Origin of the sequence: Aromatoleum buckelii, from assembly GCF_012910785.2 — a bacterium.
In the GTDB taxonomy this organism is placed as follows: Bacteria; Pseudomonadota; Gammaproteobacteria; order Burkholderiales; family Rhodocyclaceae; genus Aromatoleum; species Aromatoleum buckelii.
In genome coordinates this window covers 823,252-846,149 of record NZ_WTVH02000010.1, presented here as the reverse complement: position 1 = coordinate 846,149, position 22,898 = coordinate 823,252, and the positions used below count along the sequence as shown (strand labels likewise).

Below are 22,898 nucleotides of genomic sequence, written 5' to 3'. Positions count from 1 at the left end.
ATGCCCGATCCCCGTTCAACGAGTATCCTTGCACCCCCCGGCTTTTCGCCGTGCGGCCACGAAGCGCAGATCACACACTCATGACAGGCAAGCACCACTACGACGAATCGTCCTTTCGCGTCCTCAAGGGGCTCGAACCGGTGCGCGAGCGCCCCGGGATGTACACTCGCACCGACTCGCCCGCCCACATCATCCAGGAAGTCATCGACAACGCCGCCGACGAGGCACTCGGCGGCTTCGCGAAAAAAATCCACGTGACGCTGCACCCCGACGGCTCGATCAGCGTCGCCGACGACGGCCGCGGCATCCCGGTCGGCCTGCATCCCGAGGAAGGCGTGCCGGTCGTCGTGCTCGCCTTCACGCGGCTGCACGCCGGCGGCAAGTTCGACAAGCGCGACGGCAACGGCGCGTACGCGTTTTCCGGCGGCCTGCACGGTGTCGGCGTCGCCGTGACGAACGCGCTGTCGACGCGCGTCGACGTCGAGGTCAAGCGCGACGGCAAGATCCATCGCATCGAGTTCAGTGAGGGCGGCGAGAAGGTCGGCGCGATCACTATGGCGGACGATTGCGGCCGGCAAAGCGGCACGCGCGTTCGCGTGTGGCCGGACGCGAAGTATTTCGAGGCGCCGCGCGTGCCGCAAGGCGAGCTCGAGCGCCTGCTGCGCTCGAAAGCGGTGCTGCTGCCAGGCGTGTCGGTACGGCTCGACATCGAGCAGGCGGGCGGCGCGGCGCTGACGAAGACCTGGACCTACCCCGAAGGCCTGGCCGGCTATCTGCGCGAGCAGGCCGGCGACATCGAAGCGGTCGCGCCGCTCTATACCGGCGAAAAATACGCCGGCAAGGACGACCCCGCCTATGCTCCCGGCGAAGGCGCGGCTTGGGCGCTGGCATGGTTCGAGCACACGGTGCCGAGCGAATCCTTCGTCAACCTGATCCCGACCGTCGCCGGCGGCACCCACGAAAGCGGCCTGCGCGCCGGCATCTTCGACGCGGTGAAGAGCTTCATCGAACACCACGCGCTTTTGCCGCGCGGCGTCAAGCTGCAGCAGGAGGACGTCTGCGGCCGCATGAGCTACGTGCTGTCGGCGCGGCTCTTGGACCCGCAGTTCCAGGGCCAGGTGAAGGAAAAGCTCAACTCGCGCGAGGCGGTGAAGCTCGTTTCGTCGATGATCCGCGACCCGTTCGAAATCTGGCTCAACAATCACGTCGAAGCCGGCCGCGCGATCGCGGAACTGTCGATCCGGCAGGCGCTCGCGCGGCAGAAGAGCGCACAGAAAGTCGAGAAGAGAAAGACTTCCGGCGTCGCGGTGCTGCCGGGCAAGCTCTCCGACTGCGAATCCGAGGACCTTGCCGATAACGAGCTTTTTCTCGTCGAGGGCGACTCGGCCGGGGGCTCGGCGAAGATGGCGCGCAACAAGGAAACCCAGGCGATCCTGCCGCTGCGCGGCAAGGTGCAGAACTCGTGGGAGATCGACCCCGACCGCCTGCTCGCGAACGCCGAGATCCACGACATCGCAGTCGCGCTCGGCGTGGATGCGCATGCAGCCGGAAGCAACCCCGATCTGTCCGGCCTGCGCTACGGCAAGGTCGTCATCATGTCCGACGCCGACGTCGACGGCGCGCACATCCAGACGCTGCTCCTGACGCTGTTCTTCCGCCATTTCCCGGAACTGATCGCGCGCGGCCACATCCACGTCGCGCAGCCGCCGCTGTACCGCGTCGACGTGCCCGCGCAGGGCAAGAAACGCCCCGCGCGCAGGCTCTACGCGCTCGATGACGGCGAGCTCGCCGCGATCCGCGACCGGCTCGAGAAGGAAGGCTTCAAGCCGGACGCGATCGAAGTCGGCCGCTTCAAGGGCCTGGGCGAGATGAACCCCGACCAGCTGCGCGAGACGACGATGGACCCGGCGACACGCCGCGTGCTGCCGGTGCAGGTGCGCGCCGACGCCCTCGAGGACACGAAGCGCATGTTCACGCTGCTGATGGGCAAGGGCGAAGCGTCCGGTCGGCGCGCGTGGATGGAGGAGAAAGGCGACAGCGTCGAAGCGGACGTCTGACGCGGTGCCCGCGGCGCGGGCGACCTTTCCGCAACGCAGCAAACCTCCTATAAAGAAGGCACCGAAAAGGCGCCGCCGGGTTGCCGGCGGACCGATCCTGCACAGTCCCGGCAACGAGTCCGACACCCGAATGACATGTCGTCACAACCCTCGTCACAACCCGTATCCGCCGCCACCGCCCGCCTCGCACGTCGCCCTAAGGCGCTGCTGATCGACCTGGCCGGCGTGCTGCACGTCGGCGATCAGGCCCTCGAGGGTTCGGTCGCCGCACTCGCGCGACTGCGGCAGGCGGCGCTGCCGCTGCGCTTTCTCACCAACACGACACGTTCGCCGCGCCGCACGATTGTCGCGAAGCTGCGCCGGATGGGGTTCGACGTCGCCGAGGACGAGATCCAGACCGCCGCCCATGCCGCGCAGCAGCTCGTCAGGCAGCGCGGCCTGAAGCCGCTCTACGTGGTCCACCCGGACCTCGCGGAGGAGATGGGCCCGAGCGCCTCAGCGCCCGATGCGGTCGTGATGGGCGACATGGGACCGTACCTGGACTACGCGCAGTTGAACGCCGCGTTCCGCCTGCTGATGGCCGGAGGCGCCTTCATCGCGATGGCGAAGAACCGCTACTTCATGGAGGAAGACGGCCTGTCGCTCGACATGGGCGCTTTCGTCACCGGCCTCGAGTTCAGCAGCGGCGTGCCGGCCGAGATCGTCGGCAAGCCGGCCGCAAGCTTCTTCCACAGCGCGCTCGCGGAGCTCGGCATAGCGCCCGCCGAAGCGGTCGTGATCGGCGACGACCTGCACGACGACGTCGGCGCGGCCCTTGCCGCAGGCATTCCGGCGATCCTCGTGCGCACCGGCAAGTTCCGCCCCGGCGACGACGCCGACCCGGCAATCCGTCCCGACTGCATCGCGGACGACTTCGCCGGGGCGGTCGATCGGCTGCTCGCGCTCGACTGACTGTGCCTCACCGCAGCGACGCGCGCGGGGGGCAGACCCCCCTGCCGCGCTGCAGCCAGGTGAGTGAACGTCCCGGGGCAATGATATATACTGACGATAGATTCCCTGATTTTGGAGCCGCCATGGATACCGCCAAGCTTTTCACGAACGGCCGCAGCCAGGCGGTACGCCTGCCCAAGGAGTTCCGCTTCGAGGGCGACGAAGTGTTCATCAAGCGCGTCGGCGATGCGGTGGTGCTGCTGCCGCGCCACGGCTGGGGTACGCTGTTCGGGGCGCTGGATGCCTTCGAGCCGGGGTTCACGATCAAGCGCGACGAGCCGGAACAAGCGGAACGCGAGGCGCTGTTGCCGTGAGGTACATGCTCGATACCAACATCTGCATCTACCTCATCAATCATCGCCCGGCCCACGTGCGCGCCCGCTTCGATGCGCACCCGATCGGCGACATCGGCGTATCGGTCATCACCGCCGCGGAGCTCGCGTATGGCGTAACGAAAAGCGCTTCGACCCGCAACCGCGCGGCGCTGGAAACCTTTCTGCTGCCGCTCGAGGTGGCACCCTTTGACGACAAGGCAATCTGGCGCTATGCGGAACTGCGCACGCAACGGATGCGGCGCGGCACGCCGATCGGCGCGCTCGACACCCAGATCGCCGCGCATGCGCTTGCGCTCGACTGCACGCTGGTCACCAACAACACGCGCGAATTCGAACGGGTTGATGGCCTGCGCCTGGAAAACTGGGCCGACCAGCGCCTGATGGAATCCCCTGCCTCTTACTTCACCGCTCCATGACTATCGAATCCCTGGACCTTTTCAGCAGCCCCCCGCCGACGCCGCCCTCTCCGCCCGCTTCCGCCGGCAAGGACGCTTTGCCTCCCGACGACGGCACGCTCGCCCTCGACCGCTATGCCGAGCGCGCCTACCTCGCGTACGCGATGAGCGTCGTCAAGTCGCGCGCGCTGCCGCAGGTCGAGGACGGCATGAAGCCGGTGCAGCGGCGCATCCTGTACGCGATGAACGAGATGCGCCTGTCGGCGGCATCGAAGCACGTCAAGTCGGCGCGCGTCGTCGGCGACGTCATCGGCAAGTACCACCCGCACGGCGACACCAGCGTCTATGACGCGATGGTGCGCGTCGCGCAGGACTTCTCGCTGCGCTATCCGCTCGTCGACGGCCAGGGCAACTTCGGTTCGCGCGACGGCGACTCGGCTGCGGCGATGCGCTACACGGAGTGCCGGCTGACCCCGATCGCCGAACTCCTGCTTGCCGAGATCGACCGCGGCACCGTCGATTTCGTGCCGAACTACGACGGCGCGTTCGAAGAGCCACAGCTCTTGCCCGCGCGCCTGCCGTTCGTGCTGCTCAACGGCGCTTCGGGCATCGCCGTCGGCATGGCGACCGAGATCCCGCCGCACAACCTGCGTGAAGTCGCCGACGCTGTCTGCCACCTGATCCGCAATCCGGATGCCGGGCTCGACGACGTCCTGCCGCTGTTGCCCGGCCCGGATTTCCCCGGCGGCGGCCAGCTCATCTCGTCGCCCGACGCGATCCGCGACGCCTACGCGTCCGGGCGCGGTAGCCTGAGGATGCGCGCGCGCTGGCGCATCGAGGAACTCGCGCGCGGCCAGTGGCGCGTCATCGTCGAACAATTGCCGCACGGCGTATCGGCTGCCGGCGTGCTCGCCGAGATCGAGGCGTTGACGAACCCTCAGCCGCGCGGCGGCAAGAAGGACGTCAGCCAGGAGCAGAAGAACCTCAAGCAGCTCGTGCTCGGCGTGGTCGAGACGGTGCGCGACGAGTCGAGCGACAAGTCGCCGGTGCGCATCGTGCTGGAGCCGCGTTCTTCGCGCCAGAGCCGCGACGAGTTCATGGCGGTGCTGCTCGCGCACACCAGCCTCGAAAGCTCGGTGTCGGTGAACATGACGATGATCGGGCATGGTCCCGTACAGGGGGGCCGGCCGCAGCAGAAAAACCTCGTGCAGATCCTGCGCGAGTGGATCGACTTCCGCTACGTTACCGTCGAGCGGCGCACGCGTCACCGCCTCGACGAAGTCGACCGGCGCCTGCACATCCTCGAAGGCCGGATGATCGCGTTCCTGCACATCGAGGACGTGATCCGCGTGATCCGCGAATCCGACGAGCCGAAGCCGGCGCTGATCGAGGCGTTCGGCCTGTCCGAGATCCAGGCCGAGGACATCCTCGAGATCCGCCTGCGCCAGCTCGCGCGCCTCGAAGGTTTCCGCATCGAGAAGGAGCTCGCCGAGCTCAAGGAAGAGCGCGGGAAGCTGCAGCACCTGCTCGACAGCCGCGCGGCGATGACGAAGCTGATCCTCAAGGAGATCACCGACGACGCGAAGAAATACGGCGACGAGCGCCGTACGCTGATCGAGAGCGTCGCTGCCGTCGCGCCCGCCGAAATCAGCGTGCCCGACGAGCCGGTGACGGTGCTCGTGTCGAAGAACGGCTGGGTGCGCGCGCGCCAGGGCCACGGCATCGACGCCGCGGCCGTCACGTACAAGGCGGGCGACTTCGCGTTCGCGGTCATCGAGACGCGCAGCACGTGGCCGCTCGTCGTCCTCGACACCCACGGCCGCGCCTACACGATACGCGTCGCCGAGCTGCCCGGCGGGCGCGGCGACGGCGTGCCGATCGCAACGCTGGTGGACTTCCAGAACGGCGCCAAGCTCACGCAGCTCGTCTCCGCCGAGCCGGAATCGGCGTGGCTGTTCGCCAACTCCGGCGGCTACGGTTTCATCTGCACGCTCCTCGAAGCGACGAGCCGCCAGCGCGCCGGCAAGGCGTTCATGAATATCGAGAAAGGCGAAAAAGTGCTGGCGCCGGCGCGCGTGCTCGGCGAGCGCATCGCCGCGGTCTCGGAGAACGGCCGCCTGCTGGTGTTTCCGCGCAGCGAGATGAAAGTGCAGGCCGGCGGGCGCGGCGTCATCGTCATGGGGCTCGACGAGGGCGAATCGATGGTCGCGGTCGCGGCGCCGGCCGATGCCGCGGTGCTGAAAGTCGCAGGCATCGGCCGCGGCAACAAGGCGACGAGCGTCGACCTGAAGCCCGCGCAGCTCGCGACGCTGGTCCACCGCCGCGCGCGCAAAGGCGCGCCGCTGGCGATCCGGATCAAGCCGACCGGGCTGCTCTGAACCCAGCCGGCGCAAGCGCGCGCGTTGGGGGTCCGCGACACCGGCCCGCCCGCGCGTTCGGCGAACCCCGCGTTTACTGCACCCGCTCGGCGCCTGCCTCCGTCGCGTCCGGCATGATCGACCGTATCGGATCGCCAGCGCGGATTCGTCCGGGGGTGCGCGGCGCGGGATCGCCGAGCATCGACTCGATCAGGATCGTGACCCGCCGGTTGCGCGCCCGGCCTTCTTCGTTCGCATTGTCGGTAAGCGGGCGCTGGTCGGCATAGCCGGCCGCGGTTAGGCGATCGCCGCGCACCCCGGTGTCGATGAACAGCCGCACGACCGATGACGCCCGCACCGCAGACAGCTCCCAGTTCGACGGGAAGCGTTCGGTGCGGATCGGCAGGCTGTCGGTGTGGCCTTCGACGGTGATCGGGAAATCCGCGCCGGCGAGCACCTGCGCGACGGCTTGCAGCACCGCGATCGCCGGCGCGGCGAGCGTCGCGTCACCGGGCGCGAACAGCACGCTGGCGTTGATCTCGACCGTGATTCCATGCACGCCTTCGGCAACGCCGACCTGTCCGGCCGCGGTGAGCGGTTGCAGCACGCGGCGTATTTCGTCCGCGATGCTGTTGAGACGCTTCATTTCGGCTTCGCGCCGCGCGGCGGTTGCCGACTCGCGGACGGGGCGCGCCGCGGGCGCCGGCGGCGGCGCGGCGGAGCTCGAGACAGCGATGATCTGCGCCCCTGTCGGGCTGATCGCACCACTGCGAAAAGCGCTGACGAGGGAATCGGACAGGACGCGGTACTTGCCCTCGTTGACGGACGACAGCGAATACATCACGACGAAGAACGCGAACAGCAGCGTGATGAAGTCCGCGTAGGAGACGAGCCAGCGCTCGTGATTCTCGTAGTCTTCGTCAGGGGTGCGGCGACGCGACATGGGCGGGGGCTGGGGGCTAGGGCCGAGCGGCGCGCGACGACAGGAGGAATCGGTTCACCGACTTCGGCTCACATAGCCCTGCATGCGGCTCTCGATGATGCGCGGGTTGTCGCCGTTGGCGATGCCGACGAGTCCGTCCACCAGCATCTCGCGCTGCGAGACACCGCTCGCGACATGCGCCAGAAGCTTCTTCGAAATCGGCAGGAAAATCAGGTTTGCAAAGGCGACGCCATAGACCGTCGCGACGAAGGCGACGGCGATGCCCGAGCCGAGCCGGGACGGATCGGAGAGGTTTTCCATCACGTGGATCAGGCCCATGACCGCGCCGAGAATGCCGATCGTCGGCGCGTAGCCTCCGGCCGCTTCCCAGATCTTCGCGCCGAGCCGCCTCTGCGCACTCCATGCGTCGATTTCGACTTCGAGCACGTCGCGCAGGTGCTGCGGCTCGACGCCATCGACGAGCAGCTGCAGCCCCTTGCGCATGAACGGGTCGGGCAGCGCATCGATGCGCTCTTCGAGCGCAAGCAGGCCTTCCTTGCGCGCGATGTGGCTCCAGTTGGTGGCCTGCGCGATGAGGTCGGCGTGGTTCGAGGGCGGCGGCACGAACACCCATTTCGCCATCCGCATGCCGTCGCGAAACACCGGCAGCGGGCTCTGCAGCATCACTGCACCGAGCGTGCCGCCGACGACGATCAGGAACGCGGTTGGCTGCACCAGCGACGAAATATGGCCACCCTCGAGCACCTGCCCCGACAGGATCGCGGCGATCCCGAGCGTGAGGCCGATGAGACTGGTCTTGTCCATGTCGGGAGTCCGTGGCGCGCCGTTCAGACGGCGGCGGCCCGCGTCTTGCGCGGCCTGCCGCGACGCTCGCCCGCCGCCTCGCCCGCGCCGAGCACGCGTGCCCGCAGCCGCGCGACGGCCTGGCTGTGCAGTTGGCACACGCGCGACTCGGAGACGCCGAACACTTCGCCGATCTCGCGCAGATTGAGCTCCTCGTCGTAATACAGTGCCATCATCAGCTTTTCGCGCTCGGGCAGGTCCTCGATCGCCCGCACCAGGGTGTTGCGCATGTCCGACGCTTCGAGAAGATCGAGCGGATTCGATTCGTGCTCGCCGAGGTGGCGCTCGAAGTAGTCCTCGCCTTCGTCGCCGGCGAAATCCTCGAAGTGCACCAGCTGATAGCCGCGCGCGTCCTGCAGCATGCGCTGGTATTCGGCGAGCGGCATTTCGAGCGACTCGGCGAGCTCGACTTCGGTCGGCTGACGGCCGTGGCGCTGCTCGAGGCTGTGGATCGCGCCCTCGATGCGCCGCATGTCGCGGCGGATGCTGCGCGGCAGCCAGTCGTTGTCGCGCAGCCCGTCGAGCATCGCCCCGCGCACGCGCTGCACCGCGTAGGTCTCGAATTGCGCGCCGAGACCATCCTCGTAGCGGTTGATCGCGTCGAGTAGCCCGAGCATGCCGTTCTGGATGACGTCGTCGATGTGCACGCTCGCCGGCAGCTTCGCCATCAGGTGGTAAGCGAGGCGCTTGACCAGCGGAGCATAAGTCTCCACCAGCTGGCTCTTGTCGAGGTTTCCTTCGGGGTCGTACATCCACTTCGCCTGTATTTTCCGGGCTCCCGGCCGCGGCGCCGGGGCTTCCTGCTTTTCGTCGGCCTGCCAGGGTCCGGCGGGTTGCGCCTTGCCTCGCGGATAAGTCAGTCCGATCATGGTCGCCGGTCCGCGTGCGCCGTCACGGCGGGCCGGCGCGCGGACAGCGCGAGGCGGCGCAGGAACGCGGTTTCGCCTTCTGACGCAGCCGTGCACTGCGCGTCGGCGGCCAAGCCCGCCGCAATGTCGTCGCGCTCGACCTCGCCGAGCCACGCCAGCGGCACCCCGACGTGGCGCCGCACCAGAGCGTTCAGACTCGCAAAGAACGCGCTCGCGTCGTCGCGATGACGCGCACGCGAGACGGCAACATGCAGCGCTCCGGCTCCGGCAGCAGCGATATGCTTGATTGTGCGGTATGCCTCGGTCGCGCCGCTGCGGCTCGCTTCGGCGACGACGAGCCGGCGCGGCGCGGCGAAGACGAACGGCGACGGATCGCCTGCCGAGGCGCAGCTCGCGTGAATCAGCACGAAGCCGGCGAGGCGATGCAGGCTGTGCAGCGCGCCGACGAGGCACTGGCGGCGCTCCTCGTCGAGCAACGGCAGCGCGAGCGCCGCGGCCGCCACCGGAACCCGGCCCAACAATCCCGGCACCGGCTGCAGCAGTTCGCGCGCGGCGAGGCGCCCGCCGAGCACACCCAGCAGGTCGGGGCCGTCGGCGAGCCCGAGCGGGACGGCAAGTGATTCGTGCCCGGCAGCCTCGTCGAGCAGCAGCACCCGGCCGCTCCGACGCGCGACCCGGTGGGCGACGTGGATCGCCGCCGCCGCGCGATGTGCCCCGGTCGCATACAGCGCGACCACGGTCGGCGGCGCCCGCCGGAAAAGCCGGCGCAGTCCGGCCGCCTGGTCCTCGCGCGTGTCGATCATGTCACGCCCCCCGGCCCGATGCCGCGAGCATCAGCGCCGCCTCGTCGCCCTCCAGCTTCCATGCCGAACCGGCCGCCTGCTCGCGCAGCGCGCGATGCAGCAGGTAGGCGCGATTGGGCAGGTGGAGGTCCTCCGGAACGCGCTGGCCGTTGGCGACGTAGAAAACGTCCAGTTCGTTGCTGACCGCGACATCGATCGCCGGAGCGAGCGATGCCGCCTCATCGACTTTGGTCAACACGCAGCCGGCGAGATCCGGGCCGCGATACGCGCGCACGACATCGGCGAGCGTGTCGCCGCGGCACGTCGCGTTCAGCAGCAGCAGCCGGCGCACATTGCCGGCGCCCATCAGCATCGCTGCCTGTTCAGCGACCATGCGGTCGCGCTGGCTCATGCCCATGGTGTCGATCAGCACCATGTGCTTGCCGCGCAGTTCGGCAAGCGTCTGGCGCAGGTCGGCGGCGTCGCGCACCGAGAACACTGGCACACCGAGAATCCGTCCGTAGATGCGCAGCTGCTCCTGTGCGCCGATCCGGTAACCGTCGGTCGTGATCAGCGCGAGCTTCTCGGCGCCATGGCGGACGACGCAGCGCGCGGCGAGCTTGGCAGTCGTTGTCGTCTTGCCGACACCGGTCGGCCCGACCAGCGCGTAGACGCCGCCCCGGTCGATGATGTCGGTATCCGACGACTTGACACGCAGTTCGCGGCCCAACGCATTCCTGACTGCGATTCGGGCGTTCTCGGTGCTGGCGTCGTCGGCGACGGCGCCAGCCAGCCGGCGCGCCAGAGGGCCGGAAAAACCGGCTTCGAGCAGTTCGCCGACGATGTCGGCACGCGCCGGCGCGGTGCGCCGCGCTTCACCCCAGGCGAAGCCGGAGAGCTGGCGCTCGATCAGTTCACGGATGCCGGTCAGCTCGTCCATCAGCCGCGCATTCGCCTGCTGCAGGTCGCGGAGGCGCATGTCATCCGCCTGGGGTGGGGCGCAAGGCGCCCCGCCCGGAACCGCCGCGACAGGACGTGCTTGCGCTGCAGGCCCTGTCTGCGGCCGTTCGGCAGGCACCGCGTGCGCAGCGGGTTCGGGCGCGTACCAGTCGTCCACGAGCGGATCTGTGCTCCGCGGCATTGCCGGTGTGCGCAGCAGGTCCGTGCCCTGCGGCATTGCCGGTGTGCGCAGCAGGTAGTCGGGGGTTTCGAGTCGCGGTGGCTGAAACGGCCGGACGACCGGTGCCGCCGCCTTGGGCGCTGCGGACGGTCTCGCCGCAGCAGGTCGCTGAGCGGACAGGCTGACGTGAAAATCGTCGTCGATATCGGGCAGCGGCGCCAAGAACGGCGTCCGGGCGGGAGCGGCCGCAACCGGAGCGGCAGGGGCCGGGGGCGTCGGACGGGTCGCGCTGTGCAAGGCCCCGACTGCGTCGGCCGGCAGCGCGAGGATCTCGACGCCGCCTTCGACGGGGCGGTTCGCCAGCACGATCGCATCGGCGCCGAGTTCGGCCTTGAGTGCACGCAGTGCCTCGCGGGCGGTCTGGGCGAAATAGCGCTTCACGTTCATTTGAGTGTCCCCCGGCTACGCACTCGGCGCAGGATGGTTCCGATTATCGTCGGCGCCGCGGACCCCGATAGGGTGGAATAAAAGCGGTTTCCCCCGCCTATTCGGACCGGCGTCAGCGTGCCGCGCCACCGACCATCGCGGTGACACGAATCGTGCGCGTCTCGGGCACTTCGGAATTCGCGATGACCTTGAGCGAAGGCACGGCCCGCCGCAGGAAGCGCGACAGCAGCCAGCGCAGTTGCGGCGGCACCAGCAGCACCGGCGGCAGCCCGATGTCCTCCTGGCGCTGCGCGACTTCCGCAGCGTGACGCAACAGGCCGTCGGCGAGGCTCGGCTCGATGACGCCACCCTCCCCGCCGCCGGCGCCGACCGCCTGGCCGAGGATGCGTTCGAGCGAAGGATCGAGCGCCATGACCTGGATCTCGGCATTGCCGGGAAACAGGCTCTGCAGGATCGAGCGGCCCAGTCCCTGGCGCACGCGCGACGTGAGCTCCAGCGGGTCCTGCGTGCGCGGCGCGTTCTCGGCGAGGATCTCGATGATCGTGCGCATGTCGCGAATATTGACCCCCTCTTCGAGAAGATTCTGCAGCACCCGCTGCACCGTCGATACGGACAGCAGCGCCGGCACGAGGTCCTCGACGAGTTTCGGCGTGTTCTTGCCGATATGGTCGAGCAGCGCCTGGGTTTCCTGGCGTCCGAGCAGTTCGGCGGCGTGACTGAGGATCAGGTGGTTCAGGTGGGTCGCGACGACCGTGCTCGCGTCGACAACCGTGTAGCCGAGCGCGTGCGCCTGTTCGCGCTGGCCGGCGTCGATCCAGAATGCGGGCAGATCGAACGCCGGGTCGCGCGTCTCGCGCCCGGCGAGCGGCCCGGTGACGCGGCCTGGGTTGATCGCGAGGAACTGGCCGGGATAGGCCTCGCCGTTGCCGATTTCGACGCCCTTCAACGCGATGCGGTAAGCGTTCGGCTTGAGTTCGAGGTTGTCGCGGATATGCACCGGCGCGGACAGGAAGCCCACGTCCTGCGCGAACTTCTTGCGCAGGCCGCGGATGCGCTTCAGCAGCTCACCGTCCTGCCCCTTGTCGACCATCGGGATCAGGCGGTAGCCGACTTCGAGCCCCAGCACGTCAACCGGCGCGACGTCGTTCCAGCTCGCCTCGAGGTTCTCGGCCGGCGGTTCGAGGGCGGCGGCAGCTTCGGGCGCGGTACGCGCACCCTCGACCGCGTCGCGCCCGGCGTCGCCCATGCGGCGCCACGCGAGCCAGCCGAGCAGGCCGGCGATCAGGATGAACACGAGGTTCGGCATCCCCGGAATCAGCCCGAGCACGCCGATGATGCCGGCAGTCAGCATCAGCACCTGCGGGTTCGAGAACACCTGCGCGATGACGAGGTTGCCGATGTCGGACTCGTCACCGACCCGCGACACGACCATGCCGGCCGCGACCGAGATGATCAGCGCCGGGATCTGCGCGACGAGGCCGTCGCCGATCGTCAGCAGCGTGTAGGTCTCGATCGCAACGCCGGCGTCCATGTCGTGCTGCACGATGCCGACCATCAGCCCGCCGAGGATGTTGATCAGCAGGATCAGGATGCCGGCGACGGCGTCGCCGCGCACGAACTTCGACGCGCCGTCCATCGCGCCGTAGAACTCGGATTCCTGCGCGACCTCCTTGCGGCGGCGTTTCGCCTCGGCCTCGTCGACGAGGCCGGCGTTGAGGTCGGCGTCGATCGCCATCTGCTTGCCCGGCATCGCATCGAGCGTGAAGCGCGCGCTGACTTCCGCGATCCGCCCGGCGCCTTTCGTGACGACGACGAAGTTGATCAGCACGAGGATCACGAACACGACGAGGCCGATCGCGGTGTTGCCGCCGACGAGGAAATGGCCGAACGCCTCGATGACCTTGCCCGCCGCATCCGGACCGGTGTGGCCTTCGAGCAACACGATGCGCGTCGAGGCGACGTTCAGCGCGAGGCGCAACAGGGTGGTCACCAGCAGCACGGTCGGGAACACCGAGAACTCCAGCGGCTTCTTCGTGTACATCGCCACCAGCATCACCATCACCGAGATCGCGATGTTGAACGTGAAGAACACGTCGAGCGCGAACGCCGGCAGCGGCAGCACCATCATCGACAGCACCATGATGATGAAGACCGGCGCGCCGAGCATTCGCAGGTTCGCCGGCGTCATCAACGCGCGCAGGTTCAGGGCTTGGAACATTGCCTACCTCAAGAGAGTCGGGGAGTGGCGCATCAGGCGGGTGCGCCGGGGTCCATGTCTTCGGGCACCGGCAGCTTGCCCGGCACGGCGGGCGGAAGGCCGCCGCCGGCCATCCAGCGGTTGAGCTGGTACACGTAGGCCATGACTTCGGCCACCGCGGTGTAGAGCGCGCCCGGCACCGCCTGCTCCAGGTCGCAGTGCTTGTACAGCGCGCGCGCGAGCGGCGGCGCCTCGAGCAACGGCACCTTGTGTTCCTTCGCCAGCTCGCGGATCTTCAGCGCGACCTCGCCGCGCCCTTTCGCGACGACGACCGGCGCGCCCATTTTCTGCGCGTCGTACTTCAGCGCGACCGAGAAATGCGTCGGGTTCGTCACGACGACGTCTGCCTTTGGGACTTCGGCCATCATCCGCCGGCGCGCCATCTCGCGCTGCATGCTGCGAATGCGACCCTTGACGTGAGGATCGCCTTCCTGCTCCTTGCCTTCGCGCTTGACCTCTTCCTTCGTCATGCGCAGGCGCTTGTGGTATTGCCACAGCTGGAACGGCACGTCGACCAGCGCCAGCAGCGCGAGCCCCATGATGATCAGCAGCGCGGAAAACAGCACCGCCTGCAGAAAATCCGGCACCGCGCTCTCCACCGCCTCGGACGTCAGCGCGAAGATGTGATCGCGTTCGCGCCACATTGCGAAAACGCCGACGCCGCCGACGACCGCCGCCTTGAGCAGCGACTTCAGCATTTCGACCAGCCCGTGCAGCGAGAACATCCGGCCGAAGCCCTTGAGCGGATCCATGCGGTCGAACTTGAGCCCGAGCGCCTTCGGCGAGAACACGAAGCCGCCGAGCAGGATCGGCGCGCCGACCGCCGCCACCATCAACACGCCGAACAGCGGCAGCATCGTCAGCAAGGCTTGCGTGAACAGGTCGCCGAAGTCCTTCAGCATCAGCTGCGGGTCGAACGCGACTGCGCGCTCGAAGCGGAAGCCGTGGCGCAGGATGCCGAGCACGCGTTCGCCGATCCACTCGCCCATCAGCCACAGGCCGCTCGCGCCGGTGATCAGGACGAGGAAAGTCGACAGCTCGCGCGACTGCGGAACCTGGCCTTCCTCGCGGGCCTGCTCCAGTCGCCGTGGCGATGCCTGTTCCGTTTTCTCGAGATCGCTGTCTTCGGCCATCGCCGGCTCCTTGCCTGCATCGCGCCGCAAGCCGCCCGCGCGATGCGGGCGAACGACGAGCAGCGGCAATTATCGCGGCGCGGCGACAGGCGACGGTGGCCGATAAGCGGCGGGAAAGACCCTTAATTCAGGAGCCGGAAGGCGAAACCGGGACGAACCAGTGTGCTCAGCGCGCGGCGGGGAGCCGGTCGATGCCGCGGATCCGGGCGCCGGGCGCGATATTGCGTCCCGCAAACCAGTCCCGGTTCATTTCCAGCGCGAAGCGTGCCGGGCCGGCGGCACAGTGGCTGTCCTCGCTTCGCGGCTGCATCTGCTCGATGTTGAGGATGCGCCCTTCGTCGTCGAGAAACGCGACCGACAGCGGGATCAGCGTGTTCTTCATCCACATGCAATGGCGGGCGTCGTGGGCGAAGACGAAGATCATGCCGCGGTGCGCCGGCATCGCGGGCCTGTTCATCAGGCCGGTCTGGCGCGCTTCGTCGGTGTGCGCGAGTTCCGCCTCGATGCGGTACATCCCCGCCCCGAGTTCGACGAGCGGCAAGTCGGCCTGCGCGGCCGGAACCTGGAGCAGACAGCTCACGAGAAACAGTACGGTGTGACGGACGGAACGACGTGGCAGGAACATGGCAGCAGCCCAGGGGCGGTTTTCGACGCGGAATTCTACCTTCGCCCACCTCTGCGCTGTCCGTCCCCGCCCGCGGATGGCTTCGCATCGGGCACTGCCGCGCTTTCCACTTGCTCGCTGCGCCACTGTCCGGGAGCGAGCCCGGACAGCGACCAGTCGCCGATCGCGACCCGGATCAGCCGCAGCGTCGGAAAACCGGCTTTCGCCGTCATCCGTCGTACCTGGCGGTTCTTACCCTCGTGCAGCACGATTTCGAGCCACGACGTCGGCACGTTCTTGCGGAACCGCACGGGCGGATCACGCGGCCACAGCCACTCCGGCTCGGCGACTCGGCGCGCGCCGCATGGACGGGTGACGAAATCGCCCAGATCGAGCCCGCCCCGCAGCGCAGCCAGCGCCGCGTCGTCGGGCTCGCCCTCGACCTGCACGACGTAGGTTTTCGGCAGCTTGTGGCGCGGATCGGCGATGCGGTGCTGCAGGGCGCCGTCGTCCGTGAGCAGCAACAGGCCTTCGCTGTCGGTGTCTAGCCGGCCGGCGGGATAGACGCCGGGCACGGGGACGAAAGCCTTGAGCGTGACGTGCGCGCCGTCGCCGGAAAACTGGCAGATCACGCCGTATGGCTTGTTGAGGAGGATCAGACGGGACATCGGATCGCTGCTTCGGCCGGCCGCCTCCGGTGCGGCGCGCGGCGCTCCGCGTCCCGCGGCCCGGCTCTCGCGAACCGCCACCCCCGTTCAGTCGTTGGACGATTTGACGCCGGCCGAGGCGGCGGTGGCAGTTGCCGCAGCGGAGGCGGGAGCTTCGCTCACCGCCTCCGCTGCGCTCTGGCGGATTCGCGTCAGCACCGTCTTGCCCTTGGTCGTGAGGAAAGGTTCGACCATCAGCTGGAGGCCTTCATCGACGTATTCGGCGAGCGTGTAGCGATCGCGGAACGCCCAGTATTTCAGCGCCCACGCATGCGCGAACGTGACGCACTGGTAAGACAGGAGATGCTCATTGATCGGGCGCATGAAACCGCCCGTGGTGCACGCGCGAATCGCCTTCTCGATCAGGCGATTGGTACGGGTTTCGCCGTCCATGATCAGACCGCGCCGATCGGCACGCAACGACTTCGTCGAGCGATAGGCGAGCACCGTCGCGTCGCGCTGCGCATCGACGATCGCGCAATACGCCCAGATCGCCCGGCACAGTCGCTCGACCGGGTGCGTCAGGCCTTCGATCTGGCGCGGAATCTCGTTCTCGTAAGTGTCGAGCACCTGCTTCAGCGTCAGGAACAGGATGTCGTCCTTGTCGCCGAAGTACTGGTAGATCAGCCCGGTGCTCACCTTGGCCTCGCGGGCGATCTGCAGAATGGTCGTCGTGTAGTAGCCTTCTTCGGAAAAAAGCTTCGTCGCCGCGCGGATGATCTGGTGACGGCGCTCCTCGACCAGTTTCGGGTCGGAAACCACGCTCTTGACGCTCTCTGCTGAACTCATGATCGTTCCTCGGGGATGTTCTGTTGCTGCCGCTGGCCGGCGCCGGAATCGCGCTGGACATCGTATTGTGCCACCAGTGCGTGCGTGTTTCCGCGCCCGCCGTCATGCCAGCCCGGCACCGCGGTGCCTGTGCCATTTACTGCCGCTGCTTGTCGAGGAATTGCTGCACGCGCCGCTGCGTCTCGGCGTCGGCGAGCAGCGCCGCGCTGCCGGCGAGTTCCACTTCGAATCCATTTTCCTCGGCGGCGACCGCAACGTCGATGCAGCGCTTGCATTCGGCAAGCGCCATACCCGGCAGCGCCGCAATGCGTTCGACCACGGCGCGCGTGACCGATTCCAGCTCGGCAGCAGGCGCGACCCAGTGGGCACAGCCGAGCGCCACCGCTTCTGCGCCGCCGATGACTTCGGCACCGAGGATCAGCCGCCGGGCGACCGCCTCGCCGCAGATGCGCGTCATGCGCTGCGTGCCGCCGGCCGCCGGCAGGAGGCCCAGCCGCGCTTCGGGCAGGCCGATCCGGGCGGAGTCGGCGACGACGCGCAGATCGCACGCCAGCGCGAGTTCGAAGCCGCCGCCCATCGCCGCACCGCCGATCTCGACGACCGACACCTGCGGGAGACGTTCGAGGCGCGCATACACTTCCTGCATTCGGCGCGTCATCGCGATCATCTGCCTGCGCCCGGTCTCGCTGTCGAACAGCGAGCGGATCAGCTCCAGGTCCGCGCCGGCGCAGAACACCCGCTCGCCGCTGCGAATCCACAGCACGTTGACGCGCGGCATGCGTTCGATCTCGGCCAGGATGCCGTCGAGCTGCTCGATCCATTCCTCGTTGATCGCATTGACCGGGGAGCGGCACAGCGTCACCGTCGCGACCGAAGCTTCAATAGTTAGCGAAATCATAAATCCCTCCCGATGGAACCCGACTCCCGGCCCGGGGCGCTGCTACGGCGTCCGCTGAAAGGGGAATCGGCACGGCGCGGTCAAGAATAAAAAGGGGCATCGCCGGCGTTTGCGGACGTCGGAGGAGATGAGCAGCGTGGTATCACGCAAGCCGTTCGATGCGATGCCCCGAAAGCGGATCGCCAGAGCCACGTTCCGGCGGAAGCCGCAGCGGCGCAAGGGACGACGCCCTCTGGCGCCGCCTCCCATGGCCGCGCGGCCATGTCTTCCCCTCCCTGCCCCGACGCCGTACCGACACCGGGGCGCTGCCGTTTGCGGCTCAGTTGCCTTCGAACTTCGGCACCTGCTTGTTCACGAACGCGTTGTAGGCGCGCGTGAAGTCCTTCGTCTGCATGCAGATCGCCTGGGCTTCGGCCTCGGTCTCGAGCGCCTGCTCGATCGTCTGGTTCCATTCCTGGTGCAGGCACTTCTTCGTCATCGAATGCGCAAACGCCGGGCCGTTGGCGAGCGACAGCGCCATCTCCTGCGCGCGTTCGAGCACCTTCTCGGCGGGCACGATGTCGTTGAAGTAGCCCCAGGCGCGGCCTTCCTCGGCGCTCATCGAGCGGCCGGTGTAAAGGAGCTCTGAAGCGCGCCCCTGGCCGATGATGCGCGGCAGGATGCTGCACGCACCCATGTCGCAGCCGGCGAGGCCCACGCGCACGAACAGGAACGCGGTCTTCGCTTCGGGCGTTGCGTAGCGCAGGTCGGACGCCATCGACACGATCGCGCCGGCGCCGGCGCAGATGCCGTCGACCGCCGAGATAATCGGCTGCGGGCAGTTGCGCATTTCCTTGACGAGGTTGCCGGTCATGCGCGTGAAAGTCAGCAGGCCGTTCATGTCCATCTTCGTCAGCGGCCCGATGATGTCGTGCACGTCGCCGCCCGAGCAGAAGTTGCCGCCGGCGCCGGTGATGACCACGCTGCGGACGTCATCGACATACTGCAGCTTGTGGAAGGTGTCGCGCAGCTCGGCGTAGCTCTCGAAGGTCAGCGGATTCTTGCGCTCGGGACGGTTCAGGGTGATCGTCGCAACGCGGTCGGCGACTTCCAGCTTGAAATGCTCGGGGCGCCATTCGGCAGCTTTCAGCTTGTACATGAAATTCTCCTGATGATTGACTGTTGGGAAAGGATTGGGGTTTGGGATTGGGCTGGCAGGGAACCGGTCAGCCCGCGAGGGTCAGACCGCCGCTCACGCTGATGACCTGGCCGGTGATGAAACTCGCCCGGTCGCTGGCGAAGAACAGCACTGCATCGGCAAGTTCGGACGGCTTGGCAAGGCGCCGCATCGGCGTCGCCTTGACGAAGGCCTCGCGGTGCTTCTCCGGCACCGCCTGCAACAGCGGCGTGTCGGTCGGTCCCGGGCAGACACAATTGACGTTGATGTTGTAACGCGCGACTTCGCGGGCGAGCGACTTGGTGAATGCGATCGCACCGCCCTTCGCTCCGGAATACACGGTTTCCCCGAGGCTGCCGACGCGCCCCGCATCGCTCGCGACGGTGACGATCTTGCCCGCGCCGCGCTCGATCATCTGCGGCAGGAACGCGTGCGAAACCGCGATCGGCCCGAGGAGGTTGAGGTCGATGACCTTGCGCCAGAAGTCCGGCGTGTTCTCCATGAACGGCTGGATCTTGCCCCACCCCGCGACGTTCGCGACGATGTCGATCTGGGGGCGGCGGCGGTAGGCCTCGTCCTTGAACGCGGCGATCGAATCGAGATCGGTGACGTCGAGGCGGATGAAATCCACGCCCAGATGCTGTTCGCACAACGCGCCGGCGACGGCGGCGCCTTTCTGCTCGTTGATGTCGCCGATCAGCACATAAGCCCCGGCGCGCGCCAGCGTTTCCGCGGTCGCCAGGCCGATCCCCGATGCTCCGCCGGTGACTACTGCAGTTTTTCCGTCAAGCCGCATTTTGTTCTCGCCTCCTGATTCACAAAGTTTTTGCCTGGTCGGGTGTCCGGATGCCGGCCTTGCCACTCACGAACCCCTTTTGTCACACGCCGCGCCTGGTTTCGTATGGAAGCGCAGCCGGTGTATGAATGATTGTTCAGTCAGTCTATCAAGTCAACCCCCTGATGCAGGAATCCTCTCGTCTACGCGTTAAAGCCACCCTGGCACGCGTTGGCACAGCCCCGATCAGGCGAGCGTCATCGTCGCGGGAACAAGAAATATCCCGTTGCATGATGTAACACGAAAGAGATCGACCCTTTATCTACGACGCTCGCGGACACCGGTTGTCGATCGACGTTCGCCACCTTGGGAAGGCGTCGGATCGAGAAGCCGGGCAACGGTTTTCGCATCGCACGCAGTTGACTGTTGTGACTGAGCGCTCAATCATTCATCCACACTTCGGGGGAAAGCAATGCAGAAGACGTCATGGGCCGCGGTAGGCATCGCGATCTTTTCAGGCATGGTGGCGGCAGCCGCCATCGGCAAAGTCCCGCCCGCGCTGCCGGCGGTGCGCGACCAGCTCGGGCTGACGATGGTCGAGGCGGGCTGGGTGATGTCGACGTTCGCGACGTTGGGCGGCTGTTGCGCGCTGTTTTTCGGCGGCGCAAGCGCCCGCGTCGGCGAGCTTCGCCTGGCGCTGCTCGGGCTCACGATGATGGTGTTGGGCGCGCTCCTCGGCGCTTTCGCGCAGAGTTACACGCTGCTGCTGGTGTCCCGCGTGCTCGAAGGCAGCGGCTTCATCGCCGTCGTCGTCACCCTCCCCTCGCTGATCACGCGCAGCACGGCGCCACGGGACTACCGCCTCGCGCTCGGCCTGTGGAGCATCTACCTGCCGTTCGGCAGCAGTATTGTGATGCTGACGGCGCCGTTCCTGCTCCCGTCGCTCGGCTGGCGGGGACTGTGGCTCGTTCTCGCCGGCGCCACGCTCGCCTGCGCGACGCTGCTCTACCGCATGCGCCAGCGTTTCGTCGCCCCGGCGAACGTCGCCAGGGGCCCCGCTTCCGGCGTGATCCTCGACACCCTGCGCAGTCCGGGCGCGTGGTGCCTGACCGCCGCGTTTTTCACGTATACGCTGCAGTGGTTCACGCTGATGGTGTGGCTGCCGAGCTTCCTCGTCGAGCACCGCGGCCTTTCGGTGTCGCTCGCCGGCGCGCTGACCGCAGGGGTGGTCGCGGCAAACGTGCCGGGCAACATATTCGGCGGCTGGCTCGTCCACCGCAATATCCGCCGCGGCACCCTCATCTGCGGGACCTCGCTGTTCATGCTGGCGTGCGCGTTCGGCATTTTCGACGAGCGCCTGCCGGACGCGCTGCGCTACGGCCTGTGCCTGCTGTTTACGTCTGTCGGCGGCATTCTCCCGGCTGCCGCGTTCTCGGGCCTGACCGCCCATGCGCCGTCGCCGCGGCACATCGGGGCGGTCAATGGACTGCTCGTGCAGGGGTCGAACCTCGGCCAGTTCGTCGGGCCGCCGGCGATCGCGGCAGCCGTTACCGCGGGCGGCGGAGACTGGCGCGCCGCGACCGGTCTCATGGCGGGGGCCGCCGTGACCGGAGTTGCCGCCGGCCTGTTGCTGCTGGGGATCGAACGCCCGAAGCGGGATACGCGCAGCGCTCCCGCGGAACATGCGGTCGCAGAAGGAGGCAGCTCGGGCTGCTGAAGAACGCCGGGACGAAACAACGGCGGTCTTTTGACCGACGTTTATGTGCTTGCTGCTGCAAAGCCGCGTCGGGTTGGCCGGGCTGGAGCCATGCCCGGCCAACCCCCGACGTCGTTCACGTCATGCGGCCGTTTTCATCATTTCCCGCAAACGGTATTTCTGGATCTTGCCGGTGGCGGTGCGCGGCAGCTCCTCGACGAAGCGGATCGTGCGCGGGCACTTGTAGATCGACAGGTTCGCTTTCAGCGTCTTGAGCACTTCCTCGGACAGCCGCGCCTCGTTGGCCGTCGGATCCTTCGCCACGGCGATCAGCGCGAGACGCATCAGCCCGTCGTCCTGCTGGATGCCGACGACCGCGGCCTCGGAGATACCCGGCGCGGTCATTGCACAGGATTCGATCTCCGACGGGCTCACCCATTGCCCGGAGATTTTCAGCATGTCGTCGGCGCGCCCGTTGTGGTACCAGTACCCGTCGCGGTCGAAACTGAACATGTCGCCCGGGTAGTACCAGCCGTCCCGCAGCGCCTTCGCGGTCAGCTCGGGCTGCTTCCAGTAACCGGCGAACTGTGACGGCGTCCTGATCGCGATCAGCCCGGGCACGTCAGGGGTGACGATCTCTTCGCCGGCTTCATCGACGAGGCGGACTTCGGCCCACGGCACCTTCTTGCCGCAGGAACCCGGCCGCTGCTCGAGCGAGTCGTTGACGAGAAACAGGAAGATCGTCTCGGAAGCGCCGATGCCGTCGATGATCGGTTTGCCGCAGACTTCGAGCCAGCGCTGGTAAAGCGTTTCGGGGAGCTTCTCGCCGGCCGACAGGAAATAGCGGATCTCGCGGCAGGCGGGCGTTTCGGCGACGCCTTCGCGCAGCAGGTTGCGATACATCACCGGTGTGCTGAAAAAAAGCGTCGGCTTGTGGCGCTCGATGATGCCGGCCATAAGTGCCGGGTCCGGCCAGCCCGGCGCGATGATCACGGTCGCCCCGCAACGCAGCCCGCCCATCAGCGAATGGCCGAGCGCCCAGCCGAAAAACATCTTGGATGTGGTGAAGATGCGGTCTCCCGGCACGACGCCGAAATACTCGCGCTCCATCTGGTCGGCGATCAGCACGCATTCGTGCGTATGCATCACCGCCTTCGGCCGGCCGGTGGTGCCGGACGAGTAGACCCAGAATGCGACGTCGTTCGGTGCCGCCGGCTCCGATTCGAGCGCATCGGAGCAGCCCGCGACGAAGCTCTCGAGCGACACGCAACCCGCGGGAGGCGCGGCGCCGCGGACGACCACCAACGGCCGGGATGCGAGCTCACCGGCGATTTCCTCGTACAGGTGCACAAACTCGGCATCGATCATCAGCACCCGGCACTCGCTGTCCTCGATGACGTAGCGTACGTCGCGCGGCGCGAGGCGGACGTTGAGCGCGACCGAGACGGCGCCGATGCGCAGCGTGCCAAGGTAGGCCGCGACCATTTCGGGGGAGTCGTCCATGAGGAAAAGTACTCGCTCTCCCTTGACGAGGCCGTGCTCCTTCAGCGCGTTACCGGTGCGATTGACCATCGCATTCAGTTCGCGATAGCTCACCGAGCGGTCGCCGCTGACGATCGCGGCCTGCTCGCCGAGACCCAGGGAAAGGGGGCGACCGATGATTTCGTCGGCCGCGTTCATCGTTCCGTATCGCGCGGTATTGTCAAAACTCATGTCTGCTCCACAACGACAGAAAAAAATCCCCG

At 67.5% G+C, this 22,898-nt stretch carries 20 protein-coding genes; 6 read left to right on the top strand and 14 right to left on the bottom strand.

What is annotated here, in order from left to right:
- The first annotated feature begins 80 nt into the window (after positions 1 to 80).
- The 5 genes from GO608_RS14705 to parC all read left to right on the top strand — a co-directional run bounded on the left by GO608_RS14705 (position 81) and on the right by parC (position 6,155).
- Positions 81 to 2,057 carry a DNA topoisomerase IV subunit B gene (locus tag GO608_RS14705; RefSeq protein ID WP_169197758.1) on the top strand — a complete coding sequence of 659 codons (1,977 nt, stop codon included), beginning with the start codon at positions 81 to 83 and terminating at the stop codon, positions 2,055 to 2,057.
- A 135-nt stretch (positions 2,058 to 2,192) separates the two neighbouring features.
- Positions 2,193 to 3,008, top strand: a complete 816-nt coding sequence (locus tag GO608_RS14700; RefSeq protein ID WP_169197757.1) for a TIGR01458 family HAD-type hydrolase — start codon at positions 2,193 to 2,195, stop codon at positions 3,006 to 3,008.
- A 122-nt stretch (positions 3,009 to 3,130) separates the two neighbouring features.
- Positions 3,131 to 3,361: an antitoxin gene (locus tag GO608_RS14695; RefSeq protein ID WP_169197756.1), complete on the top strand. Its 231-nt coding sequence runs from the start codon at positions 3,131 to 3,133 to the stop codon at positions 3,359 to 3,361.
- A gap of 5 nt (positions 3,362 to 3,366) precedes the next feature.
- Entirely contained in the window at positions 3,367 to 3,798 is a 432-nt protein-coding gene (gene vapC, locus GO608_RS14690; RefSeq protein WP_211159276.1) for a type II toxin-antitoxin system tRNA(fMet)-specific endonuclease VapC, read from the top strand.
- Complete coding sequence (gene parC, locus GO608_RS14685) at positions 3,795 to 6,155, top strand: DNA topoisomerase IV subunit A (protein WP_169197754.1); 2,361 nt, start codon at positions 3,795 to 3,797, stop codon at positions 6,153 to 6,155. Before vapC ends, parC begins: the two co-directional genes overlap by 4 nt.
- A gap of 73 nt (positions 6,156 to 6,228) precedes the next feature.
- Here parC and motD read toward each other — a convergent pair whose 3' ends face one another.
- From motD to GO608_RS14620, 13 genes are all read right to left on the bottom strand, one after another.
- A complete protein-coding gene (gene motD, locus GO608_RS14680) occupies positions 6,229 to 7,077 on the bottom strand; it encodes a flagellar motor protein MotD (RefSeq protein WP_169197753.1) in 849 nt (282 codons plus the stop codon).
- A gap of 54 nt (positions 7,078 to 7,131) precedes the next feature.
- Positions 7,132 to 7,881 (bottom strand): flagellar motor protein, encoded by a 750-nt coding sequence (locus GO608_RS14675; protein ID WP_169197752.1) that lies wholly within the window; start codon positions 7,879 to 7,881, stop codon positions 7,132 to 7,134.
- 23 nt (positions 7,882 to 7,904) lie between these two features.
- On the bottom strand, positions 7,905 to 8,672 hold the full coding sequence (locus tag GO608_RS14670; protein ID WP_169197777.1) for an RNA polymerase sigma factor FliA: 768 nt from the start codon (positions 8,670 to 8,672) through the stop codon (positions 7,905 to 7,907).
- Between the two features lie 113 nt (positions 8,673 to 8,785).
- Positions 8,786 to 9,592: a MinD/ParA family ATP-binding protein gene (locus tag GO608_RS14665; RefSeq protein ID WP_169197751.1), complete on the bottom strand. Its 807-nt coding sequence runs from the start codon at positions 9,590 to 9,592 to the stop codon at positions 8,786 to 8,788.
- Position 9,593: 1 nt separating this feature from the next.
- Complete coding sequence (gene flhF, locus GO608_RS14660; RefSeq protein WP_169197750.1) at positions 9,594 to 11,138, bottom strand: flagellar biosynthesis GTPase FlhF; 1,545 nt, start codon at positions 11,136 to 11,138, stop codon at positions 9,594 to 9,596.
- Between the two features lie 112 nt (positions 11,139 to 11,250).
- A complete protein-coding gene (gene flhA / locus GO608_RS14655) occupies positions 11,251 to 13,356 on the bottom strand; it encodes a flagellar biosynthesis protein FlhA (protein WP_169197749.1) in 2,106 nt (701 codons plus the stop codon).
- A 32-nt stretch (positions 13,357 to 13,388) separates the two neighbouring features.
- Positions 13,389 to 14,528, bottom strand: coding sequence for a flagellar biosynthesis protein FlhB (gene flhB, locus GO608_RS14650; protein WP_169197748.1), 1,140 nt, complete (start codon positions 14,526 to 14,528; stop codon positions 13,389 to 13,391).
- 166 nt (positions 14,529 to 14,694) lie between these two features.
- Positions 14,695 to 15,153, bottom strand: a complete 459-nt coding sequence (locus tag GO608_RS14645; protein WP_425532305.1) for a DUF192 domain-containing protein — start codon at positions 15,151 to 15,153, stop codon at positions 14,695 to 14,697.
- A 35-nt stretch (positions 15,154 to 15,188) separates the two neighbouring features.
- A complete protein-coding gene (locus tag GO608_RS14640) occupies positions 15,189 to 15,800 on the bottom strand; it encodes an rRNA large subunit pseudouridine synthase E (RefSeq protein WP_169197747.1) in 612 nt (203 codons plus the stop codon).
- A gap of 87 nt (positions 15,801 to 15,887) precedes the next feature.
- Positions 15,888 to 16,628, bottom strand: coding sequence for an HTH-type transcriptional regulator HbdR (hbdR, locus tag GO608_RS14635; protein WP_169197746.1), 741 nt, complete (start codon positions 16,626 to 16,628; stop codon positions 15,888 to 15,890).
- Positions 16,629 to 16,764: 136 nt separating this feature from the next.
- Positions 16,765 to 17,526, bottom strand: a complete 762-nt coding sequence (locus GO608_RS14630; protein ID WP_169197745.1) for an enoyl-CoA hydratase/isomerase family protein — start codon at positions 17,524 to 17,526, stop codon at positions 16,765 to 16,767.
- Positions 17,527 to 17,845: 319 nt separating this feature from the next.
- Positions 17,846 to 18,664: an enoyl-CoA hydratase family protein gene (locus GO608_RS14625; protein ID WP_169197744.1), complete on the bottom strand. Its 819-nt coding sequence runs from the start codon at positions 18,662 to 18,664 to the stop codon at positions 17,846 to 17,848.
- Between the two features lie 67 nt (positions 18,665 to 18,731).
- The gene (locus GO608_RS14620; protein ID WP_169197743.1) at positions 18,732 to 19,478 is read right to left on the bottom strand and encodes an SDR family NAD(P)-dependent oxidoreductase; all 747 of its coding nucleotides are present in this window, start codon (positions 19,476 to 19,478) and stop codon (positions 18,732 to 18,734) included.
- Positions 19,479 to 19,929: 451 nt separating this feature from the next.
- On the opposite strand from GO608_RS14620, the gene GO608_RS14615 reads away from it, so the two are divergent.
- Positions 19,930 to 21,174 carry an MFS transporter gene (locus GO608_RS14615; protein WP_169197742.1) on the top strand — a complete coding sequence of 415 codons (1,245 nt, stop codon included), beginning with the start codon at positions 19,930 to 19,932 and terminating at the stop codon, positions 21,172 to 21,174.
- 120 nt (positions 21,175 to 21,294) lie between these two features.
- Here GO608_RS14615 and hbdA read toward each other — a convergent pair whose 3' ends face one another.
- Positions 21,295 to 22,866, bottom strand: coding sequence for a 3-hydroxybenzoate--CoA ligase HbdA (gene hbdA / locus GO608_RS14610; protein WP_169197741.1), 1,572 nt, complete (start codon positions 22,864 to 22,866; stop codon positions 21,295 to 21,297).
- Positions 22,867 to 22,898 lie beyond the last annotated feature (32 nt).

Bases quoted from the DNA above. Each gene is read 5' to 3' on its own strand.
- GO608_RS14705 (WP_169197758.1), top strand. From the start codon at position 81: ATGACAGGCAAGCACCACTACGACGAATCGTCCTTTCGCGTCCTCAAG.
- hbdR (WP_169197746.1), bottom strand. From the start codon at position 16,628: ATGAGTTCAGCAGAGAGCGTCAAGAGCGTGGTTTCCGACCCGAAACTG.
- GO608_RS14625 (WP_169197744.1), bottom strand. From the start codon at position 18,664: ATGTACAAGCTGAAAGCTGCCGAATGGCGCCCCGAGCATTTCAAGCTG.
- flhA (WP_169197749.1), bottom strand. From the start codon at position 13,356: ATGTTCCAAGCCCTGAACCTGCGCGCGTTGATGACGCCGGCGAACCTG.
- GO608_RS14645 (WP_425532305.1), bottom strand. From the start codon at position 15,153: ATGTTCCTGCCACGTCGTTCCGTCCGTCACACCGTACTGTTTCTCGTG.
- parC (WP_169197754.1), top strand. From the start codon at position 3,795: ATGACTATCGAATCCCTGGACCTTTTCAGCAGCCCCCCGCCGACGCCG.
- GO608_RS14695 (WP_169197756.1), top strand. From the start codon at position 3,131: ATGGATACCGCCAAGCTTTTCACGAACGGCCGCAGCCAGGCGGTACGC.
- GO608_RS14675 (WP_169197752.1), bottom strand. From the start codon at position 7,881: ATGGACAAGACCAGTCTCATCGGCCTCACGCTCGGGATCGCCGCGATC.
- GO608_RS14640 (WP_169197747.1), bottom strand. From the start codon at position 15,800: ATGTCCCGTCTGATCCTCCTCAACAAGCCATACGGCGTGATCTGCCAG.
- GO608_RS14670 (WP_169197777.1), bottom strand. From the start codon at position 8,672: ATGTACGACCCCGAAGGAAACCTCGACAAGAGCCAGCTGGTGGAGACT.
- GO608_RS14665 (WP_169197751.1), bottom strand. From the start codon at position 9,592: ATGATCGACACGCGCGAGGACCAGGCGGCCGGACTGCGCCGGCTTTTC.
- GO608_RS14615 (WP_169197742.1), top strand. From the start codon at position 19,930: ATGCAGAAGACGTCATGGGCCGCGGTAGGCATCGCGATCTTTTCAGGC.
- GO608_RS14620 (WP_169197743.1), bottom strand. From the start codon at position 19,478: ATGCGGCTTGACGGAAAAACTGCAGTAGTCACCGGCGGAGCATCGGGG.
- flhF (WP_169197750.1), bottom strand. From the start codon at position 11,138: ATGAACGTGAAGCGCTATTTCGCCCAGACCGCCCGCGAGGCACTGCGT.
- motD (WP_169197753.1), bottom strand. From the start codon at position 7,077: ATGTCGCGTCGCCGCACCCCTGACGAAGACTACGAGAATCACGAGCGC.
- flhB (WP_169197748.1), bottom strand. From the start codon at position 14,528: ATGGCCGAAGACAGCGATCTCGAGAAAACGGAACAGGCATCGCCACGG.
- hbdA (WP_169197741.1), bottom strand. From the start codon at position 22,866: ATGAGTTTTGACAATACCGCGCGATACGGAACGATGAACGCGGCCGAC.
- GO608_RS14700 (WP_169197757.1), top strand. From the start codon at position 2,193: ATGTCGTCACAACCCTCGTCACAACCCGTATCCGCCGCCACCGCCCGC.
- GO608_RS14630 (WP_169197745.1), bottom strand. From the start codon at position 17,526: ATGATTTCGCTAACTATTGAAGCTTCGGTCGCGACGGTGACGCTGTGC.
- vapC (WP_211159276.1), top strand. From the start codon at position 3,367: ATGCTCGATACCAACATCTGCATCTACCTCATCAATCATCGCCCGGCC.